We start from the raw sequence: 23,936 nt of genomic DNA, 5'->3' as shown, positions 1-23,936 counted from the left end.
ACGTTTTACATTATAGGAAATACGGGTTTCAACGCCTCGTATAGTTTTACATAGATCTCATAAGATTTTTGATAGATCCCAGCTTTGGCCGGATCCGGCTTTATCACGATCTCCTCCTGTGCGGCCAGGGTTACCTTAAGTTTTACGGCATCCGCTGCCAGCAACACCGCCCCCAACGCCGAGGCATCACTCTCCTTCGTCATATACATCGCTTGCTGAAATACATCTGCCAGTAGTTGCACCCATTCCCTCGAGGCAGTAAACCCTCCGCTCACAGAAATCTTCGTCACTTCTTTCGTCGTCTCTTCCAGCGCTTTCGTAATGCTTAATAAACCATAAGCCATTCCTTCCAGGATGGCTCTCATAAAATGCCATTGGGTATGCTGCGGCTGCACGCCAATAAAAGCGCCTTTCGCATGCCCATCCCAAACCGGGGCCCTCTCACCATGCAGATAAGGCAGACAGATCACCCCTTCGGCACCCGCAGGTGTAGCAAATGCCTGTTGCAAGCCGGCATCTATACTCATTCCCGCTTTCAGAAATTTATCCAGGTACCACTGGAGCAATACCCCTCCATTGTTAATCGCACCACCTATCACAAAACGACCCGGGGTAAGAATGTAAGTAAACAACCTGTTATGCTCATCCGTCATGGCCGTAGGTACAGCCATCCTCACCGCACCACTGGTTCCGATCGTCAGGGAGGCATGACCTGCATCCAGGGCATTGCTCCCTAACTGTGCCAGACAGCCATCGCTGGCACCGGCTATAAACTTTGTATCTACAGGCAGACCCAGTTCCGCCGCAATCGTGGGATCCAGGCCTGTAATAATAGTATCACTACTCACTGCCTCCGGCAGCTGCTTCTCTGTAATCCCTGCTATCGCCAATGAATCAGCATTCCAGCGTAACTCGTGGATATTAAATAAGCCTGTGGCAGAAGCAATGGAATGATCTGTAATGTACCTGGCGAAGAAATGATAGAAGATATACTCTTTGATGCCGATAAAACACGCCGCCTGTTTAAATAACGCGGGTTCATTTTCCTTCCACCATACGATCTTACACAAGGGACTCATGGCGTGGATAGGCGTACCTGTCTGCTGATAAATGCGATTGCCCTGTGGGGTCCCCCTGAGTTTATCCGCAACAGCCTCACTCCTGTTGTCTGCCCATATGATTAATGGGCTCATGGCGGTACCCTGTTCCGACATCATCATCACGCTGTGCATGGCACTACTGAAAGATACGGCAGCAGGTGCCTCCCTCATTATAGTAGCCACGCTTCTGATTCCACTCTTCACTGCTGCCAGTATGCTGGCGGGATCCTGTTCACTATACCCTGCCTGCGGCTGGTGAATGGTGTATTCCTGCTGGCAGTGCGCCTTTACGCTTCCATCCTCCATTACGGCGATCACTTTGGTACTGCTGGTTCCTATATCTACTCCAATGATGTATGCCATTGCTATATTTTACCTTCTTTCTTTAAAAATAAATTTATAGATTTAAAATCATTATTGGTCGGAATAAAGCGCAAATAACGATCCACGATTATGGTATAAATCAGTCTCAACTAAATAAACATTGTTAATATGGTCCACGAAAAAAACACCCCGGGAAACCAGGTCTCCCGCCGATCGTTCCTGAAAGATGGCGCGCTTGCAGCAGCCGGATTTATGATCGTGCCACGTCATGTACTCGGTGGTAAAGGATTCATTGCACCCAGTGACCGCCTGCGTGTAGCCGGTATTGGTGTTGGCGGTAAAGGAGAAAGCGATTTGGAAGAAATTGCAAAAGGTGCTTCTGACATAGTCTACCTCTGTGATGTAGACACCCGTCGTGCAGCAAATTCTGTAAAGCGCTTTCCAAAGGCGAAGTTCTACAAAGACTTCAGGGAGATGCTTGACAAGGAGCATAAGAACATAGATGCGGTTACGGTGTCCACACCGGATCACCAGCATGCCGTTGCCGCCATGGCCGCAATGCAGCTGGGCAAACACGTATATGTGCAAAAGCCCCTTACCCACGACATCTACGAAGCTCGCATGCTGACGGAAGCAGCCAAAAAGTACAAAGTAGTGACCCAGATGGGTAACCAGGGTTCCAGCGGCGATGGCGTGCGCCAGCTGCGTGAATGGTACGATGCAGGTACTATTGGCGATGTACATACCGTATATTGCTATACTGACAGACCCGTATGGCCACAAGGTATTCCATGGTCAGACAGGAAAGCACCCGTGCCTCCTGAACTGGATTGGGACCTGTGGTTAGGTACTGCACCTTACAAAGATTATATCGATAAACTCGTTCCGTTCAACTGGCGTGGCTGGTGGGATTACGGTACCGGAGCACTCGGCGATATGGGATGCCACATCATCGAACCTCCTTTCCGCACCCTGGGACTGGGCTCTCCAAAGTCAGTAGAATGTAGCGTAGGTAGCGTATATGTAGATGAATTCAAAAGAGGCTATTTCCCTGAAAGCTGCCCTCCATCATCACATGTGACCCTGAAATTTGAAGATCATAAAGGCAAGGAAGTTACCCTCCACTGGATGGATGGTGGTATTCAGCCTGCAAGACCGGAAGAACTGGGGCCTAACGAAGTAATGGGCGACGGCGGTAACGGTGCCATCTTCATTGGTACAAAAGGCAAAATGATGTGTGGTACCTATGGCCGTGATCCTAAATTACTGCCTACCAGCCGTACTGAACAGACGAAAGTACCTCAGAAGTATGCTCGTGTACCCGAAGGTCACTATGTACAATGGGTAAATGCTGCGATCGCTGGTTATAACAGTGATAAGGACAAGGCAATCTCTTCTCCTTTCTCTATTGCAGGTCCATTGACTGAAGCATTGCTAATGGCAAACCTGGCTATCAGAAGCTTCGACATCCGCAAGGAAGAAAACGGTAAAACCTCCTACCCTGGCCGTTATGTAAAACTGCTGTGGGATAATAAAAACATGAAGGTGACTAACTTTGACGAGGCCAATCAGTTCGTAAAACGGACTTACCGTCAGGGATGGAGCCTGGGTGTATAAGACTTTACTGAGCTTACTTTATTGAGGCTGGCTTGCGCATGCAGGTCAGCCTCATGTATTGTAAATCAACAATATACCCTAACTTTATCGGAAGAGCTAATCCCGCTTTTTCCACTGTTACTATGTATTTGCTAAGATTGTCCCCTCTACTGCTGTTGTTGATCGCAACTGCCTGCAAAAAGACCATTTCTACCGAAACTGTCGATCCCGTCGAACAGACTCCTACAGCTCCCTCCTCCTTTCAGGGCCTGGTAGTAGATCAGTCTCAGCAACCCATCGCCGATGCAACCGTATCCTGTGGCGGCCAAAGCACCACCACCGATGCCGATGGCCACTTTGCCCTCTCCAATGTCATAGTCGACACCAATGCTGTCATAATCGCTGTCAACAAAAACGGCTACCTCAATGGGGTACGTACCCTGATGGCCCGCGCTAATGGCCAGCAATACCTGCAGGTGACGCTGACGGCCAAAGACCTGACCACCTCTTTCCAGGGAAACGCCGTGGGCAATATCGGTTTTACCGGTGTGAACATCGTATTCTCCCCTAACCAGATCTATACCCCCTCCAACCAGGTTTATAAAGGCACCGTATCTGTCGCTGTAGACTTTCTAGCCCCCTCAGATGCAGACCTCCCTACCCGCATGGCAGGAGACCTGAGAGGCATTGACAACAACGGGAACCAGGTTGGCCTGATTCCTTATGGACAGGTGTCCGTGGATCTGCTGGATACAAACAATATCGCCCTGCATCCGGATGCAGAACACCTGGTCAATGTGACGATTGCCATTCCGGGTCCTTACAGGGCAAGCGCGCCTGCCCAGATTGGCCTCTTTTACCTGGATACCATCAGCGGATACTGGCGACAGGAAACCCTGGGGTATAAACAGGGCAACAGCTATACAGGTAATATCCGTAAGGGAACCCGCTGGCTTTTTGCTACCTCCTACTCACAGGTGACACTGGACGCAAATATTTTCCAGGAATCTGGCCTGCCTGTCAGCAACCTGCTTACCACTATCGCTACTAAAATTGACTTCACTCCTACATTCAATTATACTAACGCTGATGGCCATTTCATAGGAAAAGTAGCCCTCAATCAACCTCTGATCCTCACCCTTACTGATCATTGTGGCAAGCTTGTATTTCAAAAAGAAATAGGTCCCTATAGTGCAAATACAACCATTGATACCCTCAAAACCGACAATCTGATCCTTTGTACGCCTTAAAAAATCTGTAGGACTCCCAATTACGTTTATTATTATGCTATCCTCTGCAACCGATTGCCAACTTATAAAGAGAGATAACGTATGCCAATCTTTTCCCGGGTTTTTAAACCCGTTATTCTCGTGCTGTGCCTAACTACCGCCTGTAAAAAAGAATATAGCTATGAAGGGGGTCCGGTAAAATCTGTAGATACTGTTAGTACGCCTGAAGTAGTTAATTATGCTCCCTATACCGAAGGTGCAGTGTACAATTATATGTATAATACAAAAACAGACACCTTCTACTATTCCATGACCGTCACCGGCGACACCCTGATTCAGGGTAATACCTTTTTTATTCAAAGTGACGGCTATAACAAACAATATAACAGGTATAGCGAGGGCGTATATTACTACTTTGAGCCGGCATATCAATCTACTACCTCCAATCACCCTGCAGCCATCCGCCCTGTATTGTATGACTATTATCCACTCAATGGCCATTGGTCCGATACTGTGAAAGCTACTACCTTTTCAGGCAATCCGGAAACAGCTTTACTGGATTATCATATCATTCAGAAAGCAACACCTAAAACTGTGATGGGCAATACTTATTCAAAGGTGATTGGAGTAAAGCAGGACGGTTATCTTATCATTGAAGGCAAAGCATATAGTCTCGGCACCATCGGCAATTATTATTATGCAGATAGTGTAGGATTCCTCGAGAAGGATTCTCCGACAGATACGATACGCCTGATCAGTTATTCCCTGAAAACTCAGTAGTTCTCGTATACCTGCGTCAGGAAATGTTCTACTTCCCTGCGGACCGTAGAGGCACTGTTGTTGTGATTATTTACCAGCACACTGAATATTAGTGTCTTATTTTTCTTAGTGACGAGATATCCACTCAGGGCCACTACCCCGGTAAGGGTACCGGTTTTTGCATGCACAAACTGCTCCTTGTAGTAGTTTTTCAGGGTGCCCTTGCCTCCTGTGGCAAACAGGCTGTAGAGACGTGATGTAGGATAGGTGTTGTACATGCTGGTGAGTACATATACAAAGTCTCTCGGAGAGAAAAGGTTGTACCGCGATAAGCCGCTGCCATCCGCCCAGTTGGGGGTATCAGGCAGGTCTTTCAATGAATGATCCAGCATATAGCTGATCATGTGTTTTGTACTGATGGTATCGAAGAGTTTATCCGCACACATCATGAGCGTTTGCTCTGCAAAAAAGTTATCACTTCTGTGCATCATTGGAAGGAAGAGAGAATCGGATGGAATGCCTTTCATAAGTTGCAATCCCGCAGGTGCCTGAGGAGCGATGTATACAGGTTTGTGCAGGGTATCCTGCAGGCGGAGAGCCAGATCTTCCAGGCCACCGGTAATGAAAGGCACTTCCTCTTCTTCTGATTTATATACCGTGCTGTTGTAGCCCATGGAGAAGCGGTTGCTGCGCTCATCTCTTTTTACTTCCAGTTCTGTAAGGCTGTTATTCTTATTGGTGCTCAGTTCGTACATCTTAGGAATGATGTATAAGCTGTCTCCATGATGACGGAGCCGGGCAACATTGCCATACATAGGCCACTCATTCAGTTCTGACTGATAGTAATCTGCATAATCATTCCATGACCAACCATAGCCGAAGCGGGGGTTTTCATTATTAGCAGGCACAATTTCTATTTTCTTATTGCTTTGCTGCAGTAGCTGAAAGGCTGGCTGAAAGGTATAATCAGGATGCAGGAAAGCGGGATCCGCAGTACCCTGTACATACAATACAGAGTCCGTATCCAGGTACCTGAGTGCGGGGAGTGAATCTCCAAGCAATAACATACCTGTGTATAAAGAGAATATTTTAGTGTTGGACGCAGGAGTGAAGTAGTGATCTTCCTGGTAGTTGTACCAATACTTATTGGTCGCAGGTTCGTAGATGCAAATGCCCACATGCGCAGGCTTCAATGCCTTGCTGGCGAGCAATTCTTTTTCTGACCAGGATCGAATTTTAGCGTACTGTGAAAACACGGGTTGTTGCAAAAGGAACAACAACATGACAACAAGTAAGATTCTGCAATTCCTCATGCTTCAATATAATAAATAGAGTCGTCTCAAAAGTAAATTCTTTACTCTTTGAGACGACTTTTTATATAAAAATTAAACGTACCTGGTGGTACCTGGTTTAGCTACCGGATAGTTTCCATCTGCATCCGGCAGGATTTGTGGCTTCGCATCAAATGCATAGGTAGCCGGTTGTAAATTCAGGTCCAGCTTCAATGCCTGATCAAATGGTATCACCTGGCCGGAGTAGGTAGCGAGTCTGCCAATGATAGCAGTGTGCGTTGTCTTTGCTGCCCGCTCTGCATCGTGGTATTTATATTCTCCTTTCGCTACTGCCTCAAACAGTTCATCGTGTTCTGATTGATAAGGCTGATTCTCCTGCTTTTTATCGAACTGGTACAGCACTTTTCCTTTGTGATCCTGTATCACTGCCTTGTCGCAAATGATGCGGCCTTTGGTACCAATCAGTTCTTCATCCACACGACTGGCGCTGTCTTTCCAGTGACGGCACTGGCTGTTCATTACTACGCCGTTTGCAAAGCGATATTCTACTGCATGGTGATCATAGATCTCTCCGAACTCTTTGCCCGTGCGTATTTGCCGGCCACCCATCCCTACGGCTGTTACTGGATATTCATTCATGAACCAGTTGCCGACATCTATATTGTGAATATGCTGCTCTACAATATGATCGCCACAAAGCCAGTTGAAATAATACCAGTTCCGCATCTGGTATTCCATTTCTGTGTACTCCGGTTTACGGGGTTTTACCCACAGTGCACCCTGGTTCCACCATACATTCATGGAAGTTATATCTCCGATCATGCCATCCTGTGCCCGTTTGAACAGTTCCCTGTAGGAATTTTGGTAGCGGCGTTGTAAACCAACTACCACATTCAGTTTCTTTTGCTTTGCAATTTCAGCAGCTGCCAGTACCCGCCTGATGCCCGCAGGATCAGTCGCCACAGGCTTTTCCATAAAGATGTGCTTACCCTGCTTCACCGCTTCTTCGAAGTGAACAGGCCTGAAACCCGGAGGGGTAGCCAGGATCACCACATCGGCCAGGGGAATGGCTTTCAGGTAGGCATCGAAGCCTACAAATTTATGTTCATCTTTTACATTCAGACGGCCGGGTTTATCACCCACTTCTCCTTTTATGTTTTCATAGCTTTCGTTCAGGCGGTCGGCAAAGGCATCGGCCATAGCAACCAACTGGACATTTTGTTTGGTACTCAGGGCTTGTACAGCAGCACCTGTGCCACGGCCACCACAGCCGATCATAGCGATCTTAATGACATCATTGCCACCAGAGAAAAAATTGGCCTGACTGATTAAAGGCAGGGTTAACAGACCTCCTGCCAGCAGCGAGGTTTGCTTTACGAAGTCACGACGACCTGAGTGGAATTCTTTTTTTTGCATGATAGTGAGTGTTTTTATCGTTTATCGGGAACCAATATATTTATCCAGTACGTCAGCAAAGAACTGTTCGGCTTCTTCTTTCGTGGGTTGCTTTACAGGCCTGATAATGCGGAAACCGATAAAAGGAGCATCGGCATTCCACCACTTGCTTTTAGGAATCTGAGGGTCACGTCTGTTCCAGTCAGGATCAGATTTTAAACGGGCCGCACTGCGCAGGTGTGAAGCATCGTCCTGGTAATGGCCCCCTTTGATGCTACGGGGCGTTTTGGAAGTAGGTTGCTTCCATGGATCTGTATCGGGTGCCTGTTCTAAATAGTGTACATCGTACTGGTCAAGGGTCCATTCTGCTACATTTCCCAGCATGTCGTACAATCCCCAGGCATTGGGCTGCAACTCTCCTACTTTGTGGTACTTACCGCCACTGTTACCTGCATACCAGGCGTACTGTTTCAGGTTTGCACTATCCTTGCCAAAAGGATAAGGCGTAGTGGCACCGGCACGGCAGGCATATTCCCACTCCGCTTCGGTAGGCAGGCGGTAGAAGATGCCGGTTTTGACATAGAGCCAGCGACAATAGCTCAATGCACCATATTGGCTCATGCTATTTGCCGGGTAGCCCCCCTGCTTACCCATACCCAGGGTCAGGTCAATGTATGGCGGGCTGGGGCGGGTCATACCATCAGGAATGGGGGTCTTGTCTTTTTCTGCATCTGCATACACATCGTATTCATCGAAAGTGACTTCATGTGCGCTCATCCAGAATGCCCCGATTTTTACCTGTTGATGTGGACCTTCATCTTCGTTTCTGCCCTTTTCCGAGACAGGGCTTCCCCAGTTGAAGGTACCAGCAGGTACAGGCACCATCCTGAAGGAAACAGTAGTACCAGGAAGGGTGGCCGTATATGGCTGGTTAGGAGGACTATTGTCCTGGCCTGATACACTTTGGGCGATCATACAGCCGAGAGACAGTACAAGCAATTTGTTTTTCATAACACCGGTTTAAAGAATCGGTAGTGAATTTATTAAATCGATTGCGGTAAAGCAATGTTTTTTATACATTTAGTAATCTCATGCAATAAATATAACGTTATGGAAAGAAGAAAATTCTTGCAGCAGGGAACCCTGGCAGGTCTGTCAACCCTTGCATTCAGTGCTGCTACTGCTGCCGCCCATCCCTCGGAAGGCTCATTACCAGCCATCGGAAAACCTTTTAACCTGAACTATGCGCCCCATGATGGCATGTTTAAGAACAGTGCCGGCAGCAATGTACTGGACCAGATTCAGTTTATGTACGACCAGGGATTCAGATCTTTTGAGGACAACGGTCTCATGAACCGGGATGTGGCCGAACAGGAAAAGATCGGGAACCTGCTGGCAAAACTGGGTATGCAAATGGGCGTTTTTGTGATAGACGGCGGCGACAACTGGAAAACTTCCCTCACCACCGGCAAACAGGAGTTCAGGGATACCTTTGTGAAAATATGCCGCAAGGCACTGGAAACAGCGAAACGCGTGAATGCCAAATGGGCCACCTTTGTACCCGGCTACTTTGAGCGCAACCTCCCCATCGGTGTGCAGACAGCCAACGTAATCGAAGCCCTGCGCCTCGGCACCGCCATCCTGGAACCTCAGGGCCTGATCATGGTGCTGGAACCCCTGAGCGATAATGCAGACCTCTTTCTCCGCACCGCAGAACAAAGCTATATGGTGTGCAAAGCGGTGAACAGCCCCAGTTGTAAAATACTCTACGACATCTACCATATGCAACGCAATACCGGCAACCTGATACCTGTCATGGACCTTTGCTGGGACGAAATTGCCTATATCCAGATCGGAGATAATCCGGGTAGAAAAGAACCTACTACCGGCGAGATCAATTACAAGAACATCTTCAAACATTTACATACAAAAGGATACAAGGGAGTACTGGGTATGGAACATGGCAATGCCAACCCTGGAAAAGAAGGTGAGGTAGCACTGATAAAGGCTTACAGGGAAAGCGATGCATTTCTTTAATTTCAGTACCTTTCGTTCAAATTTATTCACATGAATTTCCTGATCCGCCTGTTAATTAGCGCCATCGCAGCCATGGTTACGGCTTATGTGTTGCCTGGAGTTAAGATCAACAGTTTTGGTACCGCCCTGGTACTGGCTATTGTATTGGCTATACTGAACCTGTTGGTAAAACCTGTTTTAATCCTGTTGACATTGCCTGTGACCATCATTACCCTGGGGCTTTTCCTGTTGGTAATTAATGCAGTCATTATTATGATTGCCAGCTCACTGGTGTCCGGCTTCAAAGTAGATGGTTTTATATGGGCGCTGCTGTTCAGTCTTGTGCTGACTGTAGTTACAGGCATTATGAATAGCCTGGCAGGTACCAATCCTAATGATTGATGTACTTCGACCGCACACATATCAGTGACGACGAATTGCGGGCCTTTTACAAAGCCCTGTTATACCCCCGGCTTGTGGAGGAGAAAATGTTATTGCTGCTAAGGCAGGGTAAAGTAAGCAAGTGGTTTTCAGGTATAGGGCAGGAAGCAATTGCCGTAGGCGCGACTTTAGCCCTGGACCAGGATGAATGGATCCTGCCATTGCATCGCAACCTGGGCGTATTCACCACGAGGCAGATGCCCTTGCAGCAACTGTTTCATCAATGGCAGGGTAGTCCGCTGGGATATAGTAAAGGCAGGGAACGGTCTTTTCATTTTGGAAGCAGGGCACATCACATCTTTGGTATGATCTCTCACCTGGGACCGCAGTTGTCTGTAGCCGATGGTATCGCTCTGGCGCTTCAGCTGGAAGGTGAAGGCAAGGTAGCCCTGGCTTTTACAGGAGAAGGCGGCACCAGCGAAGGGGAGTTTCACGAAGCCCTGAATGTAGCCGCTGTGTGGGGCTTACCAGTTATTTTTCTCATTGAAAATAACGGCTATGGCCTGAGTACCCCGGTAAGGGAGCAATTCAGGTGTGAGCAGCTGGTAGATAAAGCCGCCGGCTATGGCATACGGGGTATGCGCATAGATGGTAATAATATCCTGGAGGTATACCACGCGGTGCAGGAAGCCAAGCGACATGCCCTGCAGGAACAGCAACCCGTACTGATAGAGGCAATGACCTTTAGAATGCGGGGACACGAGGAAGCCAGTGGTACAAAGTACGTGCCCCCGGCCCTACTGGAGTATTGGGCACAGCGCGACCCCATCTTACATTTTGAACAATTCTTACAGTATCTGAATCTGTTCGATGCTTCCCTCAGGGAATCACTGAAACAGGAGATAGACCTGGATATACAGGCAGCATTGCATGAACCTGTGCATGCTTTTAACCTGGACGATGAGCTGGCGGATATGTATGCCCCGGCACCTGCTCCCCTGGCTCCTGCAGGAGCCGTTTCAGAGAAACGCTTTATTGATGCGATTGCCGATGCCCTGCAGCAGGCGATGAGTCTGCATCCTGAACTGATCCTGATGGGACAGGATATAGCGGAATATGGTGGCGCATTCAAGATCACAGAAGGCCTGGTAGCCTTATATGGTAAGGAGCGGGTACGTAATACGCCCCTCTGCGAAAGTGCCATTATCGGTGCAGGATTAGGCTTATCAGTGATGGGGTACCGGAGCATGGTGGAGATGCAGTTTGCTGACTTCGTTTCCTGTGGGTTTAACCAGATTGTAAACAATCTCGCCAGGATCCATTACCGCTGGGGCCAAAATGCCAATGTGGTCATCAGGCTACCTGCCGGTGCAGGCGTAGGTGCAGGCCCTTTTCATTCGCAGAGTAATGAAGCCTGGTTTACACACACACCGGGTCTGAAAGTAGTGTACCCGGCTACACCTGAAGATGCAAAAGGCTTATTGCTGGCAGCACTGGCAGACCCAAACCCGGTATTGTTTTTTGAACACAAAGCTTTGTACAGGAGCATCAGCGGTCCCGTACCCGATGCACCCTATACAATAGAGATTGGGAAAGCGAAGGTGCTGCTGGATGGGGATGAGCTTAGTATCATTACCTATGGAGCGGGCGTACATTGGGCATTGGAGTATGCCCAACTGCATGAGGATTTATCTATCCATATCTTAGATTTAAGATCCCTGCAACCACTGGATTATAACGCAATCCGGGAGGCTGTCGCTGCTACGGGAAAAGTACTCATCTTACATGAAGCTACCCTGACGGGAGGTTTTGGAGGTGAAATAGCTGCCTGGATAGCGGAACACTGTTTCCATCTGCTGGATGCACCGGTCATGCGCTGCGCATCCCTGGATACGCCGGTACCCTTTGCGGCGGAGCTGGAAGGGCATTTCCTCGCCAAGTCAAGGCTGCATGAATGTGTACAAAAACTGGTTAAATACTAGCTTTGAATCAGCGCTTAGTCCTGACGGAAATTTTCCTCCTTTTTCTAAATTGAATGTGCTAACTTGCACCCCGGATCATTAAACGAATTTTTTATGTTGCTTGCCGTAGTTAATAACGTAGAGACCACAGATTTTTTCAGAGCAGGAGATGCATTTGCTCATTACGCTACTTACTTTGTAATCGCTGCATTTGCTGCAATGTTCCTTTTTGCTGCGTTCAAATACGTAAAACGCTAGTATTCAACTTCTTCATGATACTAAAAAGCTGTCTTAAATAATTAAGACGGCTTTTTTATTGCCCTTCACTACCTTTGCATCATGGATCAGTCGCACGGGAGGATCTATACCTTCCACTTTATCATGCTATGCCTTAGCAACGCACTGTTTTCCGCCAGCTACAACATGATGCTTCCAGACTTACCAGCTTACCTCAGCAGCATGGGCGGTGAACAATATAAAGGCTATATTCTGGCATTGTTTACACTCATGGCCGGGTTGTCACGCCCCTTTAGCGGTAAACTGACAGATACCGTTGGCCGGGTTCCGGTAATGATTTTCGGCTCCGTTATCTGTGTGATCTGTAGCCTCCTCTATCCCCTGGTCAGCACCGTAGCTGCTTTCTTATTACTCCGATTCTTTCATGGATTCTCAACAGGCTTCAAACCTACCGGCACCGCTGCCTATGTGGCAGACATCGTACCGACTACCCGCAGGGCAGAAGCAATGGGCATGGTGGGACTCTTCAGTACAATTGGTATGGCCCTGGGACCCGCCATCGGGGGCTATGTCACCTCTATCTGGGATATACATGTAATGTTCCAGCTGTCTGCCGTGTTCGCCCTGCTTTCAGTGGTGATCCTGGTAGGTGGTATGAAAGAAACGCTCCCTAATAAGCAAGGTTTCCGGCTTTCGTCTTTGAAGATTTCGAAATCAGAGATCTTTGAGCCACTGGTACTGGCACCGGTCATCGTCACCTTCATCACTTATTATAGCTATGGCGTACTGTTCACAATTATTCCTGATTTCAGCAATTATGTAGGACTGCCGCCTGCGAGCAAAGGCCTGTTTTATACATTCTTCACTGCCAGCTCTATCAGCATCCGCTTATTGGCCGGTAAGGTATCTGACCGTTATGGCAGACTACCGGTACTAAAGATTGCTACGGTGATTATGGCTATCGGAGTCTTTACATTGGGAGTCGCCAACACTCCTGCCCTGATGCTTACAGCTGCTGTGATCTATGGTGTATCTGTAGGACTGAACTCTCCTGCGGTGACTGCCTGGACCATCGACCTTGGCAGACCTGAATACAAAGGAAGGGCCCTGGCATCTATGTACATAGCCCAGGAAGCCGGTATCGGGATAGGTGCATACCTCTCTGCATTTGTATATCACAACGATTCCAGGTTATTCCCGATCACCTTCTATTCTACTGCTATTGTAACCTTGCTGGCGACAATCTACCTGATCTTTATTTATCAAAATCGCCGCATGCAAACTGTGAAACAAATTGTATTCTCACCAGGCAAATGGTTTCAACGATAATTCATGCCTGGTATAAAATAAAAAATCCCGGCGCTGCACAGCGACCGGGATTTCTTTTTAATATGGAGTCTGATTACAGTCTTTCGTAGAGTGCTCTCAGTCTTTCTCTTGTCATCTTCTCTTTCCAATCCTTACCCAATGCATTCTCCCACAGCGGAGCCATACCCAGGGATACATCGATCATGATGTTGAATTGCTCATCAGTCAGTCCTTTGGTGATCCCCTGCGGAATGTCGATGTTGTGTTTCTTCACCATTTCTTTGAATTCAACTACACCTTCAGGATAGAACTCTTCCAGCTTGTCGAACACGATACAGTTACCAATACCATGCTTGGTGCCCAACAGGTAAGCCAGACCGTAGCTCACAGCGTGCGCTACACCCACCTGAGAATAAGCGATACTCATACCACCGGCATAAGAAGCCATCATCAGTTTCTCATCGGCATCGTCATCCCACTGTGCTTTCTGCAGGAAGATCTCCTGGCAGAGGCGCAGGGCTTCTTCACCGTAAGAACGGCTGAAAGCATTGAGGTAAGTACCTGTCAGGGATTCAATACAGTGGATATAGCAATCCATCGCTGTATAGAACATCTGGTTCTTAGGTACCCCTTTGATCAATTCAGGATCCAGTACGATCTGGTCGAATGGGGTAAAGTCGGAGTTCATACCCAGCTTGCGGGTAGGGCCAGTCAACACACAGGTACGGCTTACTTCAGCACCGGTACCGGAGATGGTTGGAATACCAGCCTTGTATACGCCGGGGAACTTTACAAGGTCCCAGCCCTGGTAGTCAGCAGATGAACCGGGGTTGGTCATCATCAGGGAAACCGCTTTGGCCATGTCCATTACGGAACCGCCACCGATGCCGATGATACCGCTCACTTCACCAAATTCCGCTTTCAGTTCATCTCTGATCTTGTCTACGTATTTAGTTTTAGGTTCGTCGGTAACGTCTATAAAAATGATTTTGTCCTTGCCTCTTACCGGGATGCGCTTAGCGAAAGCGTCATTTCCCTGAAAGAAATGGTCCACGAAAAAGATCATTGGAGCATCTCCTTTACGGTTGGGAGCCAATATTTCATCCAGTTGGTCAAAACATCCGCGGCCATATACCACGTAGTCAACCATCTTAAAGTTCCTGAATTTCATCTCGAACAGTTAATATTGTTACAATAATTTTTCTGCTTTCACCAGGTCTTCCGGTGTATCGATTTCCACACCCATGTACTCTGTTACTACCATTTTCATGGAGATGCCATTTTCAAGGTAGCGCAGGCATTCTATCTTTTCAGCGGCTTCCAGCGGACTTACCGGCATTTGGGTAAAATCCAGCAGGGTTTTGCGGCGGAAGGCATAGATGCCGATGTGCTCATAATAAACGGGTTTCACCTGTTTATCCCGTGGATAAGGGATGACGGAACGGGAGAAGAAAAGTGCGTTGAACTGTTTATCCACGGCCACCTTCACATAGTTAGGGTCTTCGATGGATGCCCAGTCTTTCAGTTCCTGCATCAGGGACGCGACCTGTACTTTCTGACCAGCTTCGCCTTCAAACACCTGGAGGAGTTTTTCCAGCGGTTCTTTCTGGGTGAAAGGTTCGTCTCCCTGTACATTCACGATGATCTCTACATCTTCCCTGTCAGCGATCGCTTCGGCAATACGGTCGGTGCCACACTCATGTTCCTTTTTGCTCATGACTGCTTTACCACCATTGCTGATGATCTCCTGGTAGATTATATCGGAATCGGTCACCACCATTACCTCGTCGAACACACCTGTTTTCACGGTGCTTTCGTAAGTACGCAGGATGACTGACTTACCTCCCAGTTTTGCCATCAGCTTGCCCGGGAAGCGGGTAGCGCCATAGCGGGCAGGTATTAAGGCTACTTTTTTCATTTACAGGGCGCTTTTTACTGCATTTACCAGTTTCTCAGCACGTTCAGCTACCTCAGCATCGCTCCAGCCTAAATTGATAGGGGTGCAGATGCAACGGCTCATGATAGCGTCAGAAGCAGGGAATTGTTTCACTTTATACAGTTCCATTGCCTGTTGCAGGCCTGGTGCAAAGCGGCTTAATACCGTGCTTTGTTTGAAGTGTTCCCAGTTACGGATATAATGCCAGTTGTTGTCAAACCAGTAAAATGCAGGCAGGCCGGCAGCTTTCATAGCAGCAGCGGCAGCCCTTGCCTGAGATTCTTCCGGCAGGAAGAAGGCCAGGAAGGTAGCACTGTCACCTGCTGCATCCGGCAGGCGGCGGAAGCTTACCTGGGGAAGAGCGGACAATGCATCTTTGAAGATCTTTTTGGTTTTGCGCTGGATGCTCAGGAAGGTATCCAGCTTCCTTACCTGCGCGAGGCCTACGGCAGCGTGCAGTTCAGAAATACGGAAGTTGTACCCGATGAAAGGGTGCAGGTCCGCACCGCGGTCTACGCCCAGGTGGTCATGACCATGGTCGGAATAACCATCCGCTTTTACATAAATATCCTTGTCGTTGGTTACGATAGCACCACCTTCAGCACAGGTGATGGTCTTTACGAAGTCGAAGGAGAAGGCACCGGCGTGGCCGATAGTACCTACCGCTTTACCTTTATAAGTAGCGCCGAAAGATTGACAGGCGTCTTCAAGTAAGATCAGATTGTGTTTGTCGCAAATGGCCTTCAGGGCATCCAGGTCAGCCATAGCACCACACATATGTACCGGCATTACCGCCTTGGTACGTGGGGTGATTGCTGCCTCAACCGCTTTAGGGTCCAGGGTCAGGGTATCATCTACGTCTACCAGCACCGGGGTAGCGCCTACCGAGAAGATACACTCAAAACTTGCCACAAATGTGAAGGTCGGCATGATCACTTCGTCTCCCGCACCTATACCCAATGCCTGCATTGCTACAGTGAGGGCTGCTGTACCACTGGATACGATCTGAGTGTATCCAACATTCAGTTTCTCAGAGATGGCTTGTTCCAGCTCCTTTGCTTTCCAGATGCCTTTGCGTGGGCCGTCAAACCCATAGCGCATAAAGATGCCGGTTTCCAGCACGTCATTTACTTCCTTGCGTTCTTCCGGGCCAAAAAATTCATATCCGGGCATAAGTTGTTGATTTTTTGCAAAGGTAGTATAATCCACTACTCGGCCCTCGGAAAAACTGTTTATCTTTTACTAAAAATTACCATGCGTTTTATCCTGTATCTTATTCTGTTGACAGCCCCTTCTATTGCTGTTCTGGCACAAACTGCGGACAGTGAGATCCGCCAGCTGATGACGGTGCAAACCAGTACCTGGAACCAGGGGAATATAGAGGGCTTTATGCAAACGTACTGGCAATCGGACTCGCTGGTATTTGTAGGCAGTCATGGCCCCACTTATGGCTGGAAGGCGACTTTGGAGCGATATAAAAAGTCTTACCCTGACACTGCAGCCATGGGCAAACTGGATTTCAAGATCCTGGAAATCAGGCCTTTGGCAAAAGATCTCTGCTTTGTAGTAGGTAAATGGCATTTGCAGCGAAGCGCCGGCGACCTGCAGGGAGCATATACCTTATTAATAAGGAAGATAAAGGGGCAATGGAAGATTATTGCCGACCATAGCAGTTAGGAGTAAACTATAAGAAAGTGAGGAATGCCTATAAAAAGAAAACCATCCCATGAATGGGACGGCCTGCTATACACCACAACATTAAAGAAGAATCTTACTAATCGTTTGATCTCCATAATAGGTTAATCAATAAACTATGGCAAACGAATTAGTTATCATTATTTGAACGATCCTGATCCCTCACCGCTTTATTTTCCTCCTCCGGTTCTTCGGAGAGTGCACCATGAAGCGGGTTGGTATTAGTATCGGCTTTATCGGTTTTTAAAATATCAACCTTGTGCTGTAAAGGTTGCTTGTGCTCTTCACGAGGAGGCTGTTTACTTTCATCACTTAGCATGAGTTTCCGTTTTATTTGTTAACAGTTCCTTTGTCAATCAATACGAATATACCTTTGCAAAGTATGTACCATCCCGAAATACTTGCTAATAGGGCATTTGATAGTGCTCGTATGAGTAAATGCCTCCACATATTGCGTAATGCGACAACAACCCCGGCTCCCATGTCTCCACAACTTAACATAAAATTCACGGATGCAATAGATTGCATTTCAGGTGCTAAAATGGTTATTCGAGTATTTTAGCATAATTTTAATTCCTATATTCAGTAATAGGTACCCCGCAAACTATTTATTAGAAAGGGACATAATTGATCAATGCGGTTTACTTTTTTACCCCATAATGCTGCCAAATGGCACAGATGTTGAATATTATAGTATTACGTTCTTGAAGATAACTGTTTGATTTAGACCTCAATGGAGGGACCCCCTGTTACCCTGGAACGATGGATTAATACGTCACATATTTATAACTCAATAAAAAATAAGCTTTACTATGAACATCCGTAGTTACCAGTGGTCGGTACTGAAGAAATTGCTAAAACAACGTTTCACAGAGTTGTCTGATGAAGATCTGGTATTTGAAACAGGCAAAGAGAAAGAGTTGTTTGTACGGTTGGAACGTAAGATTGGCAAACCTCAGGAAGACGTAGCACGCATTATCAAAGGGATGCAGCAGGCTTATCTGCAACAAGCCCTCCTTTAATTAACTTAATCTCTCCATCAATAATGGCGAATTACGGAAAACGTAGTTCGCCATTTTTTATTTTAATAATTATCTGTAGTGTGGCCATGTTTCCTCCACGTTTTCCACACTATGAAGAGGTATGCCACAAGTGTAAGGAAAGCAAAGCTATAGAAGAAGATCATTCGGCCGGGCGTAAACTCCTCCGGCACGGCAAATCCGAGATATAATCCCAGAAATACATTGACAATCCCCCAGAACAGGAACAAAAAGACGGTTCGGATAATGCGTACGAAATAATATACGATCCGCATATCCATCGGGGCCTTCTCATCTTCCCGTTGGGGAGTTTCCTGGTTTTCCATTAGTGCTTTTTTGCGCGAATTAATAACTTACTGAATGCCACGCTGTCTCCTCTGAATACATTGAAGTCTACAGTGGTCGATATTCCATTTACCCTGCCCCCATCATTATGCTGCCAGAAAAGCCAGTTCCTTGCGGATGCCGGTTTCTTTTTCCGGTAATAATGGGCTACCCACAAAGGATAGTCGTCAAATTCATCGCCAAGATAAGTTTCGTAAAAATGTACGTTCGTATAAATGATGGGCTTTACCCCATAGGCTTTCTTCATTTCTTCCAGCCAGACACGGGCGGTGCTCCTGATCACGGCTGGCGGTTGCCCGTTACTCACCTCTATATCCAGTACCGGGGGGAGATCGCCCGGCTCCAGCTGCACCACGTTCTGAAAATTGATGGCCTGCTTAAGTGGATTACGGGTAGCATAAAAGAAATGATAGGCACCCCGCACCACTCCTGCCCGCTTGGCACGAGTCCAGTTCTGCTTAAAATTGGCATCCTGGCGGGTAATTCCTTCCGTAGCCTTTATAAACGCAAAAGAAATGTGGATCTTATCTACCTGCATCTGCTGTACCGCGTCCCAGTTGATATTCTTTTGAAATTTGGAGACATCAATCCCATGTATTTCATAGTCAACGGGCATATCGATACCAAACTCCGCATACCTCACAAAGTTGAGCCCCCCTGTCTTTAGCTGGTAATAAACGATGCCGGCGGCAATCAGGACCACCATTGGAAAGATGAAGATAAGTAGACCCCAACCTTTTTTATCTCTGGATTTTGTCACGATAGTATTAATTCTGCTTTTAGCATAGCCTTTGCTTTTGGAGTATCCGCTACGTATTGACTATGTCAAATTTATAGCAAGTATAATATTATTATCCATAACCGATATAGTTATCTTATTTTTACAATATCCAAAGTGTTTGTGTTATGCCGGATTTTAATTGGAATGATTCGTTGAACCTGCTTTCTAAGTTTACCCTTCGTCGTGGATGGAATGCCGGAAAAGTACTGAGCAGTTATTTTGTAAGTAAATGGTCTCGGAAACCAGTGCAATGGGGTTTACCAATCTCTGTGTCATTCGAACCGACTACTTCCTGCAATCTCCGGTGTCCGGAATGCCCTAGTGGCTTACGGGCTTTCACCCGTCCTACAGGGATGCTGAATCAGGATTTCTTTAGAAAAACGATTGATGAGATCTCCAAAGATCTCCTCTACCTCATATTTTATTTCCAGGGGGAACCATACCTGAATACAGGATTCCTGGACATGGTAAAGTATGCCAGCAGCAAAGGCCTGTATACTGCTACCTCCACTAATGCGCACTACCTGACGGACGAAAACGCCCGCAAAACGGTAGAAAGTGGCCTGGACCGCCTGATTATTTCTATTGATGGTACCACACAGGATGTGTATACCCAATATAGGGTGGGTGGCAACCTGGAAAAGGTAATTCAGGGGGCTAAAAATATCGTGAAGTGGAAAAAGGAACTGAATTCCAAGAAGCCCTTTGTCTTCTTCCAGTTCCTGGTTGTGAAGCCAAACGAACACCAGATTGAGGATATCAAACTACTGGCGAAGGAAATAGGGGTAGACCAGGTGCGCTTCAAAACTGCACAAGTGTATGATTATGAAGAAGGAAACCGACTGATTCCGACTATTGACAAATTTAGCCGTTACCGTCGCCTCGAAGATGGTACCTATAAGATCAAGAATAAAATGGGGAATCACTGCTGGCGCCTGTGGCATGCACCTGTTATTACCTGGGATGGTCTGGTTGTACCCTGCTGTTTTGACAAGGACGCCCAGCATAAACTGGGCGATTTGAAGCAACAGTCCATGAAAGAACTGTGGCAAAATGAGAAATATGTTGGTTTCCGTACCCAGATTATGAAGGGCAGGGCCAATATAGATATCTGTGCAAACTGTAGTGAAGGCACCAAGGTATGGGGCTAATCTTCTTCAGGAGGAGTAGCCGCCATTTTGGCTTTCTTCTTTTTGCTTCTGCTCTTGCGGAATTTATCAAAGAGATTGATTCCCATTCTGACACCAACAAATTCTAATGCCGTCATCAGGGCATTGGTAGCGAATGATTTGGCACTGCTACTTTGCCAGGCCACTTTCGCTACCTTGCCTGCAATACCCATCCAACCCGAATGTTTTGCACTACCGGGTATGACAGAATTGAGGGCCATCTTGCCATAATTGCCTTTGAAATAATCTACGCGGTCTCCCAGCTCATTTTCCAGCGAACGGGATTTTCTCTTTAACCTCAGGATCTCACTTTGTAGTGTGCTTGAGTTGGTGATCTTCACCTTGGGCATGTGTAATTATTTTTTCATGATGGTTAAATTATAACTGCTCATGATATTCGTCTTCCTCCTCCATTCTGTCTAATTCCTTTTCCAGTTCTGCTTCTTCTTTGGCTTCAACCTCCATTTCACTCACTAATTCCTTAATCAGCATATTGGACAGCGGGCGCTGAATGAGGGGCTCGCGGAACCATAAGATGATGAGGAGTAAGAAGATGAAAAGCCCGGCGGAACAGGAAAATCCAATTGTATAACTATTGGTCATTTCTCCAATCCAGAAGCCCAGTACCATTCCAAGAAATACGACAACAAAAAAGAACAGCAGGAAAGCCAGTATCAAAGAGAAAAAAAGCCCGAGGGCCTTTGATAGCTTTCCTGCTGCCTGGAGCTTAATGAGGTCCAGACGGGTTTCCAGATACTCTTTGGCAACCTTGCCTGTCTGGTTAAAATAGTTGCTGAAATTATCTTCCATGCAAATGATTTTAGTGCAATAAGGGATTAAGCCAGCTCATTTTCCAGGGCATCCTCATATTGCTCCTTTTTCTTTTTCAGTTTATCTTTCAGTTTGTCAGCCTGATATTTCAGCTTGTCGACCAGTTCGTCTTTCTTGTCAGAGTTCAGGAAATAACCTACCGCAACACCTACTGCTGCGCCAACAATGAATGATACAACTGCTTTTGATCCGTTGCTTGCCATAATTCTGGTTTTTTAGGTGAGTAATTAGATTAACATAATTGGAATATGAGAGGTACAAACACTATTCCAAGATTAGCAGTTAACGAAAAATACATGTTGAAAAAATCGGCAGGCGCAATTAGTAATCACTCAGGGCTGGTAAGGAAATAGCAGCGAACGGTACTCTTTTTGTATCACCTTCTCTTACATTAACTTATCAACCTTATGAGCGCGATTGACAACGAACGCCTGAAACAGATCTGTTTCCTGCTGATTATCGTTTTGCTGGCTACACTCCTCTTTATTGAGATGTATGCCTTTTTCCCCGGCTTCCTGGGTGCCATCACCCTATATGTAATCAGCCGGAATTACATGTTCAGACTGGTTGAAAAGCGCAATTGGAAAAAGCCGCTCGCCGCTGCTATGCTGATGATCCTCTCCTTCATCATCATCTTATTGCCGGTAGGCCTGATGATCAATATGCTTACTGACAAGGTTGGCTACGCCATTGAGCATACTTCAGAGTTGATTGGAGGTCTCAAGACACTCAATGAACGCATTCATAGTGCCACTAAGGTAGATGTGCTTTCGCAGGTTAAACTGGAACAATTGCAAGGCTACCTGACAGCGGTCCTCCCCCGCCTGCTGGGCGCTACTTTCAATACCCTTACTACGATCGCCATCATGTACTTCATACTTTATTTCATGCTGGTATGTGGCCGTGAAATGGAGGCCTATCTGTATGAATACATCCCCCTGAAAGATGAAAATGTACTCCGATTGGGCGCTGAATTCCGCAAACTGGTGATTGCCAATGCGGTGGGAATTCCACTCATTGCCATCATACAGGGTATCGTCTCCCTGATCGGATACTTTATTTTCAAAGTACCACAGCCTGTCTTTTGGTTTGCCGTTACCTGCTGTACCTCTATGCTACCAGTAGTAGGTGCCGCCGCCGTATACGTTCCCATGGGTTTATACCTCCTGGGCACAGGCAATACCTGGCAGGGCATAGCCGTTCTCGTTTACGGATTTGCCGTAGTAGGTACGTCAGATAATATCTTCAGATTTATGCTGGCTAAAAAGATTGGTGATGTACACCCTATGATTACCGTATTCGGTGTGCTGGTAGGCGTAAACCTGTTCGGGTTTATAGGACTGATCTTCGGACCTCTGTTAATATCTATGTTCATCCTGCTGCTCGAGATCTATTCAAATGAATTCCTCGTCAAGAAGCGGGAAGTAAGGATAGAGAAATAATTACTTGTAGTAGTTATTGGCTGCAATATACGCTGCTACATTGTCTGGCACCATGTAACGGATTGACATTCCTTCTTTTATCCAGTTCCGTATATCTGTTGCTGATATATCCAGCATAGGCGCTTCCAGTATTTTTACCGTAGCGCCATGTGTCTCTGTGACCTCATGTCCCGGACGTTTGTACACATAGATCGGGTAATTCCTCACAATGTGCTGGTAATTGCGCCAGCGGGTAATGTTCTGAAAACTGTCACTCCCCATAATGATCGCAAACTCCTGTGTCGGAAATTTCTCTGACAGGTAAGCTAATGTATCAACAGTAAATGATGGTCTTGGTAACGAGAACTCGATGTTACTGGCCCTGAGCTTAGGCTCATCCTGGATAGCCAGTTCTACCAGGTGAAAACGGTTATGTTCATTGAGTAATGATGCCGATGGTTTTAATGGATTTTGTGGAGAAACGACCAGCCACACCTTGTCCAGATCCGTATGATATGCCACGAAATTCGCGATGATCATATGACCGGTATGTATAGGATTAAATGATCCAAAATACAAGCCTATCTTCATGCCCCTTGCTTTTTGAAGCGTGAAAGTAAATAAATATGAGGAAAAATCAGGTAAGGGGCTTAAACTGTTCGAACATCATTCCACATTGACGGCAGAAATGCATGGCCCTGCAAAGGGTCGCTCCAAAGGGAGAACGCATAAATGTATTGTCACTGCCACAATGCGGACAGGTGACATGCAACAGCATATCTGCCTCTATTTCACCATGATGTACCGGAGGCGCTGCTATGCCAAAACCACGGAGCTTTTCCTTCGCAGTTTCAGTCAACCTGTTGCTATTCCATTGTATAGCAGCATCTACGCTCACTTCTACAGGCAAGTGCAGGTCTTTACTCACCGTATCACTGATTGATTGCCTGATCACTGAGATAGCCGGACAAGCTGAAAAGGTTGGGATCATTTTTATATGAATGCCTTTTTCATCCTGCTGTACATCGGTAATCATACCCATTTCCAGTACATTCAATACAGGGATTTCCGGGTCCATGACCTTTTCCAGGGATGCATAAATGGCTTTGATAGTATCCAT

Annotated in this window: 27 protein-coding genes; 12 read left to right on the top strand and 15 right to left on the bottom strand. The window is 46.8% G+C overall.

Annotated features, from left to right (window positions below):
- Nucleotides 1-5: 5 nt before the first annotated feature.
- The gene (locus tag DXN04_RS09615; protein WP_116853114.1) at nucleotides 6-1,463 is read right to left on the bottom strand and encodes a gluconokinase; all 1,458 of its coding nucleotides are present in this window, start codon (nucleotides 1,461-1,463) and stop codon (nucleotides 6-8) included.
- Between the two features lie 129 nt (nucleotides 1,464-1,592).
- Here DXN04_RS09615 and DXN04_RS09610 point away from each other — a divergent pair, with 129 nt between their 5' ends.
- The 3 genes from DXN04_RS09610 to DXN04_RS09600 all read left to right on the top strand — a co-directional run bounded on the left by DXN04_RS09610 (nucleotide 1,593) and on the right by DXN04_RS09600 (nucleotide 5,029).
- Complete coding sequence (locus DXN04_RS09610) at nucleotides 1,593-3,041, top strand: Gfo/Idh/MocA family protein (protein WP_116853113.1); 1,449 nt, start codon at nucleotides 1,593-1,595, stop codon at nucleotides 3,039-3,041.
- Nucleotides 3,042-3,163: 122 nt separating this feature from the next.
- Nucleotides 3,164-4,270: a carboxypeptidase-like regulatory domain-containing protein gene (locus DXN04_RS09605; RefSeq protein WP_158568936.1), complete on the top strand. Its 1,107-nt coding sequence runs from the start codon at nucleotides 3,164-3,166 to the stop codon at nucleotides 4,268-4,270.
- Between the two features lie 120 nt (nucleotides 4,271-4,390).
- Nucleotides 4,391-5,029, top strand: coding sequence for a hypothetical protein (locus tag DXN04_RS09600; RefSeq protein ID WP_116853111.1), 639 nt, complete (start codon nucleotides 4,391-4,393; stop codon nucleotides 5,027-5,029).
- Here the strand turns inward: DXN04_RS09600 and DXN04_RS09595 are convergent.
- The 3 genes from DXN04_RS09595 to DXN04_RS09585 all read right to left on the bottom strand — a co-directional run bounded on the left by DXN04_RS09595 (nucleotide 5,023) and on the right by DXN04_RS09585 (nucleotide 8,706).
- Nucleotides 5,023-6,291, bottom strand: coding sequence for a D-alanyl-D-alanine carboxypeptidase (locus DXN04_RS09595; protein ID WP_158568934.1), 1,269 nt, complete (start codon nucleotides 6,289-6,291; stop codon nucleotides 5,023-5,025). The two genes, DXN04_RS09600 and DXN04_RS09595, sit on opposite strands and share 7 nt — an antisense overlap.
- Nucleotides 6,292-6,393: 102 nt before the next feature.
- Entirely contained in the window at nucleotides 6,394-7,716 is a 1,323-nt protein-coding gene (locus tag DXN04_RS09590; RefSeq protein ID WP_116853109.1) for a Gfo/Idh/MocA family protein, read from the bottom strand.
- Between the two features lie 21 nt (nucleotides 7,717-7,737).
- Entirely contained in the window at nucleotides 7,738-8,706 is a 969-nt protein-coding gene (locus DXN04_RS09585) for a formylglycine-generating enzyme family protein (protein WP_116853108.1), read from the bottom strand.
- Between the two features lie 99 nt (nucleotides 8,707-8,805).
- On the opposite strand from DXN04_RS09585, the gene DXN04_RS09580 reads away from it, so the two are divergent.
- The 5 genes from DXN04_RS09580 to DXN04_RS09565 all read left to right on the top strand — a co-directional run bounded on the left by DXN04_RS09580 (nucleotide 8,806) and on the right by DXN04_RS09565 (nucleotide 13,619).
- Nucleotides 8,806-9,732 carry a hydroxypyruvate isomerase family protein gene (locus DXN04_RS09580; RefSeq protein WP_116853107.1) on the top strand — a complete coding sequence of 309 codons (927 nt, stop codon included), beginning with the start codon at nucleotides 8,806-8,808 and terminating at the stop codon, nucleotides 9,730-9,732.
- 30 nt (nucleotides 9,733-9,762) lie between these two features.
- Nucleotides 9,763-10,113, top strand: coding sequence for a phage holin family protein (locus tag DXN04_RS09575; protein WP_116853106.1), 351 nt, complete (start codon nucleotides 9,763-9,765; stop codon nucleotides 10,111-10,113).
- Entirely contained in the window at nucleotides 10,113-12,074 is a 1,962-nt protein-coding gene (locus tag DXN04_RS09570; protein WP_116853105.1) for an alpha-ketoacid dehydrogenase subunit alpha/beta, read from the top strand. Before DXN04_RS09575 ends, DXN04_RS09570 begins: the two co-directional genes overlap by 1 nt.
- A 93-nt stretch (nucleotides 12,075-12,167) precedes the next feature.
- On the top strand, nucleotides 12,168-12,311 hold the full coding sequence (locus DXN04_RS34750) for a hypothetical protein (protein WP_158568932.1): 144 nt from the start codon (nucleotides 12,168-12,170) through the stop codon (nucleotides 12,309-12,311).
- A gap of 81 nt (nucleotides 12,312-12,392) precedes the next feature.
- Nucleotides 12,393-13,619: an MFS transporter gene (locus DXN04_RS09565; RefSeq protein WP_116853104.1), complete on the top strand. Its 1,227-nt coding sequence runs from the start codon at nucleotides 12,393-12,395 to the stop codon at nucleotides 13,617-13,619.
- 73 nt (nucleotides 13,620-13,692) lie between these two features.
- Here DXN04_RS09565 and DXN04_RS09560 read toward each other — a convergent pair whose 3' ends face one another.
- From DXN04_RS09560 to DXN04_RS09550, 3 genes are read right to left on the bottom strand one after another with little or no spacing between them, the layout of a single operon-like run.
- Nucleotides 13,693-14,769, bottom strand: a complete 1,077-nt coding sequence (locus DXN04_RS09560; protein WP_116853103.1) for an iron-containing alcohol dehydrogenase family protein — start codon at nucleotides 14,767-14,769, stop codon at nucleotides 13,693-13,695.
- Between the two features lie 18 nt (nucleotides 14,770-14,787).
- Entirely contained in the window at nucleotides 14,788-15,516 is a 729-nt protein-coding gene (kdsB, locus tag DXN04_RS09555) for a 3-deoxy-manno-octulosonate cytidylyltransferase (protein WP_116853102.1), read from the bottom strand.
- Nucleotides 15,517-16,707 carry a DegT/DnrJ/EryC1/StrS family aminotransferase gene (locus DXN04_RS09550; RefSeq protein WP_116853101.1) on the bottom strand — a complete coding sequence of 397 codons (1,191 nt, stop codon included), beginning with the start codon at nucleotides 16,705-16,707 and terminating at the stop codon, nucleotides 15,517-15,519.
- Between the two features lie 81 nt (nucleotides 16,708-16,788).
- On the opposite strand from DXN04_RS09550, the gene DXN04_RS09545 reads away from it, so the two are divergent.
- Nucleotides 16,789-17,211: a YybH family protein gene (locus DXN04_RS09545; protein ID WP_116853100.1), complete on the top strand. Its 423-nt coding sequence runs from the start codon at nucleotides 16,789-16,791 to the stop codon at nucleotides 17,209-17,211.
- A gap of 148 nt (nucleotides 17,212-17,359) precedes the next feature.
- On the opposite strand, the gene DXN04_RS09540 is transcribed toward DXN04_RS09545, so the two are convergent.
- Entirely contained in the window at nucleotides 17,360-17,548 is a 189-nt protein-coding gene (locus tag DXN04_RS09540) for a hypothetical protein (protein ID WP_116853099.1), read from the bottom strand.
- A gap of 493 nt (nucleotides 17,549-18,041) precedes the next feature.
- Here DXN04_RS09540 and DXN04_RS09530 point away from each other — a divergent pair, with 493 nt between their 5' ends.
- Nucleotides 18,042-18,251: a general stress protein CsbD gene (locus tag DXN04_RS09530; protein ID WP_116853097.1), complete on the top strand. Its 210-nt coding sequence runs from the start codon at nucleotides 18,042-18,044 to the stop codon at nucleotides 18,249-18,251.
- A gap of 62 nt (nucleotides 18,252-18,313) precedes the next feature.
- Here DXN04_RS09530 and DXN04_RS09525 read toward each other — a convergent pair whose 3' ends face one another.
- On the bottom strand, nucleotides 18,314-18,595 hold the full coding sequence (locus tag DXN04_RS09525) for a hypothetical protein (protein WP_116853096.1): 282 nt from the start codon (nucleotides 18,593-18,595) through the stop codon (nucleotides 18,314-18,316).
- Nucleotides 18,595-19,374, bottom strand: a complete 780-nt coding sequence (locus tag DXN04_RS09520; protein WP_233525552.1) for a glycoside hydrolase family 25 protein — start codon at nucleotides 19,372-19,374, stop codon at nucleotides 18,595-18,597. The genes DXN04_RS09525 and DXN04_RS09520 overlap by 1 nt, the downstream gene beginning before the upstream one ends.
- 146 nt (nucleotides 19,375-19,520) lie before the next feature.
- On the opposite strand from DXN04_RS09520, the gene DXN04_RS09515 reads away from it, so the two are divergent.
- The gene (locus DXN04_RS09515) at nucleotides 19,521-20,546 is read left to right on the top strand and encodes an SPASM domain-containing protein (protein ID WP_116853094.1); all 1,026 of its coding nucleotides are present in this window, start codon (nucleotides 19,521-19,523) and stop codon (nucleotides 20,544-20,546) included.
- On the opposite strand, the gene DXN04_RS09510 is transcribed toward DXN04_RS09515, so the two are convergent.
- The 3 genes from DXN04_RS09510 to DXN04_RS09500 are packed head-to-tail and all read right to left on the bottom strand — an operon-like array spanning nucleotide 20,543 to nucleotide 21,598.
- The gene (locus tag DXN04_RS09510; RefSeq protein ID WP_116853093.1) at nucleotides 20,543-20,914 is read right to left on the bottom strand and encodes a hypothetical protein; all 372 of its coding nucleotides are present in this window, start codon (nucleotides 20,912-20,914) and stop codon (nucleotides 20,543-20,545) included. The two genes, DXN04_RS09515 and DXN04_RS09510, sit on opposite strands and share 4 nt — an antisense overlap.
- Nucleotides 20,915-20,942: 28 nt before the next feature.
- Nucleotides 20,943-21,374 (bottom strand): hypothetical protein, encoded by a 432-nt coding sequence (locus DXN04_RS09505; protein WP_116853092.1) that lies wholly within the window; start codon nucleotides 21,372-21,374, stop codon nucleotides 20,943-20,945.
- A gap of 26 nt (nucleotides 21,375-21,400) precedes the next feature.
- Nucleotides 21,401-21,598, bottom strand: coding sequence for a YtxH domain-containing protein (locus DXN04_RS09500; protein ID WP_072366229.1), 198 nt, complete (start codon nucleotides 21,596-21,598; stop codon nucleotides 21,401-21,403).
- A 204-nt stretch (nucleotides 21,599-21,802) separates the two neighbouring features.
- Between DXN04_RS09500 and DXN04_RS09495 the strand changes: the two genes are divergently transcribed.
- Entirely contained in the window at nucleotides 21,803-22,837 is a 1,035-nt protein-coding gene (locus DXN04_RS09495) for an AI-2E family transporter (RefSeq protein WP_116853091.1), read from the top strand.
- Here the strand turns inward: DXN04_RS09495 and nadD are convergent, their stop codons facing one another.
- Nucleotides 22,838-23,407, bottom strand: coding sequence for a nicotinate (nicotinamide) nucleotide adenylyltransferase (nadD, locus tag DXN04_RS09490; protein WP_116853090.1), 570 nt, complete (start codon nucleotides 23,405-23,407; stop codon nucleotides 22,838-22,840).
- Between the two features lie 46 nt (nucleotides 23,408-23,453).
- The gene (gene paaD / locus DXN04_RS09485) at nucleotides 23,454-23,936 is read right to left on the bottom strand and encodes a 1,2-phenylacetyl-CoA epoxidase subunit PaaD (protein WP_116853089.1); all 483 of its coding nucleotides are present in this window, start codon (nucleotides 23,934-23,936) and stop codon (nucleotides 23,454-23,456) included.

Origin of the sequence: Chitinophaga silvisoli (assembly GCF_003412465.1) — a bacterium.
Classification (GTDB): domain Bacteria; phylum Bacteroidota; class Bacteroidia; order Chitinophagales; family Chitinophagaceae; genus Chitinophaga; species Chitinophaga silvisoli.
Note: the sequence above shows the minus strand (reverse complement) of the source record. Positions and strands in the feature narration are given on the sequence as shown.

Coding starts and splice junctions, on each gene's coding strand:
- DXN04_RS09550 (WP_116853101.1), bottom strand. CDS start 16,707: ATGCCCGGATATGAATTTTTTGGCCCGGAAGAACGCAAGGAAGTAAAT.
- DXN04_RS09610 (WP_116853113.1), top strand. CDS start 1,593: ATGGTCCACGAAAAAAACACCCCGGGAAACCAGGTCTCCCGCCGATCG.
- DXN04_RS09515 (WP_116853094.1), top strand. CDS start 19,521: ATGCCGGATTTTAATTGGAATGATTCGTTGAACCTGCTTTCTAAGTTT.
- DXN04_RS09560 (WP_116853103.1), bottom strand. CDS start 14,769: ATGAAATTCAGGAACTTTAAGATGGTTGACTACGTGGTATATGGCCGC.
- DXN04_RS09615 (WP_116853114.1), bottom strand. CDS start 1,463: ATGGCATACATCATTGGAGTAGATATAGGAACCAGCAGTACCAAAGTG.
- DXN04_RS09540 (WP_116853099.1), bottom strand. CDS start 17,548: ATGCTAAGTGATGAAAGTAAACAGCCTCCTCGTGAAGAGCACAAGCAA.
- DXN04_RS09580 (WP_116853107.1), top strand. CDS start 8,806: ATGGAAAGAAGAAAATTCTTGCAGCAGGGAACCCTGGCAGGTCTGTCA.
- kdsB (WP_116853102.1), bottom strand. CDS start 15,516: ATGAAAAAAGTAGCCTTAATACCTGCCCGCTATGGCGCTACCCGCTTC.
- DXN04_RS09585 (WP_116853108.1), bottom strand. CDS start 8,706: ATGAAAAACAAATTGCTTGTACTGTCTCTCGGCTGTATGATCGCCCAA.
- DXN04_RS09545 (WP_116853100.1), top strand. CDS start 16,789: ATGCGTTTTATCCTGTATCTTATTCTGTTGACAGCCCCTTCTATTGCT.
- paaD (WP_116853089.1), bottom strand. CDS start 23,936: ATGGATACTATCAAAGCCATTTATGCATCCCTGGAAAAGGTCATGGAC.
- DXN04_RS09500 (WP_072366229.1), bottom strand. CDS start 21,598: ATGGCAAGCAACGGATCAAAAGCAGTTGTATCATTCATTGTTGGCGCA.
- DXN04_RS09530 (WP_116853097.1), top strand. CDS start 18,042: ATGAACATCCGTAGTTACCAGTGGTCGGTACTGAAGAAATTGCTAAAA.
- DXN04_RS09525 (WP_116853096.1), bottom strand. CDS start 18,595: ATGGAAAACCAGGAAACTCCCCAACGGGAAGATGAGAAGGCCCCGATG.
- DXN04_RS09510 (WP_116853093.1), bottom strand. CDS start 20,914: ATGCCCAAGGTGAAGATCACCAACTCAAGCACACTACAAAGTGAGATC.
- DXN04_RS09570 (WP_116853105.1), top strand. CDS start 10,113: ATGTACTTCGACCGCACACATATCAGTGACGACGAATTGCGGGCCTTT.
- DXN04_RS09495 (WP_116853091.1), top strand. CDS start 21,803: ATGAGCGCGATTGACAACGAACGCCTGAAACAGATCTGTTTCCTGCTG.
- DXN04_RS09565 (WP_116853104.1), top strand. CDS start 12,393: ATGGATCAGTCGCACGGGAGGATCTATACCTTCCACTTTATCATGCTA.
- DXN04_RS09505 (WP_116853092.1), bottom strand. CDS start 21,374: ATGGAAGATAATTTCAGCAACTATTTTAACCAGACAGGCAAGGTTGCC.
- DXN04_RS09605 (WP_158568936.1), top strand. CDS start 3,164: ATGTATTTGCTAAGATTGTCCCCTCTACTGCTGTTGTTGATCGCAACT.
- DXN04_RS09590 (WP_116853109.1), bottom strand. CDS start 7,716: ATGCAAAAAAAAGAATTCCACTCAGGTCGTCGTGACTTCGTAAAGCAA.
- DXN04_RS34750 (WP_158568932.1), top strand. CDS start 12,168: ATGTTGCTTGCCGTAGTTAATAACGTAGAGACCACAGATTTTTTCAGA.
- DXN04_RS09595 (WP_158568934.1), bottom strand. CDS start 6,291: ATGTTGTTGTTCCTTTTGCAACAACCCGTGTTTTCACAGTACGCTAAA.
- DXN04_RS09575 (WP_116853106.1), top strand. CDS start 9,763: ATGAATTTCCTGATCCGCCTGTTAATTAGCGCCATCGCAGCCATGGTT.
- nadD (WP_116853090.1), bottom strand. CDS start 23,407: ATGAAGATAGGCTTGTATTTTGGATCATTTAATCCTATACATACCGGT.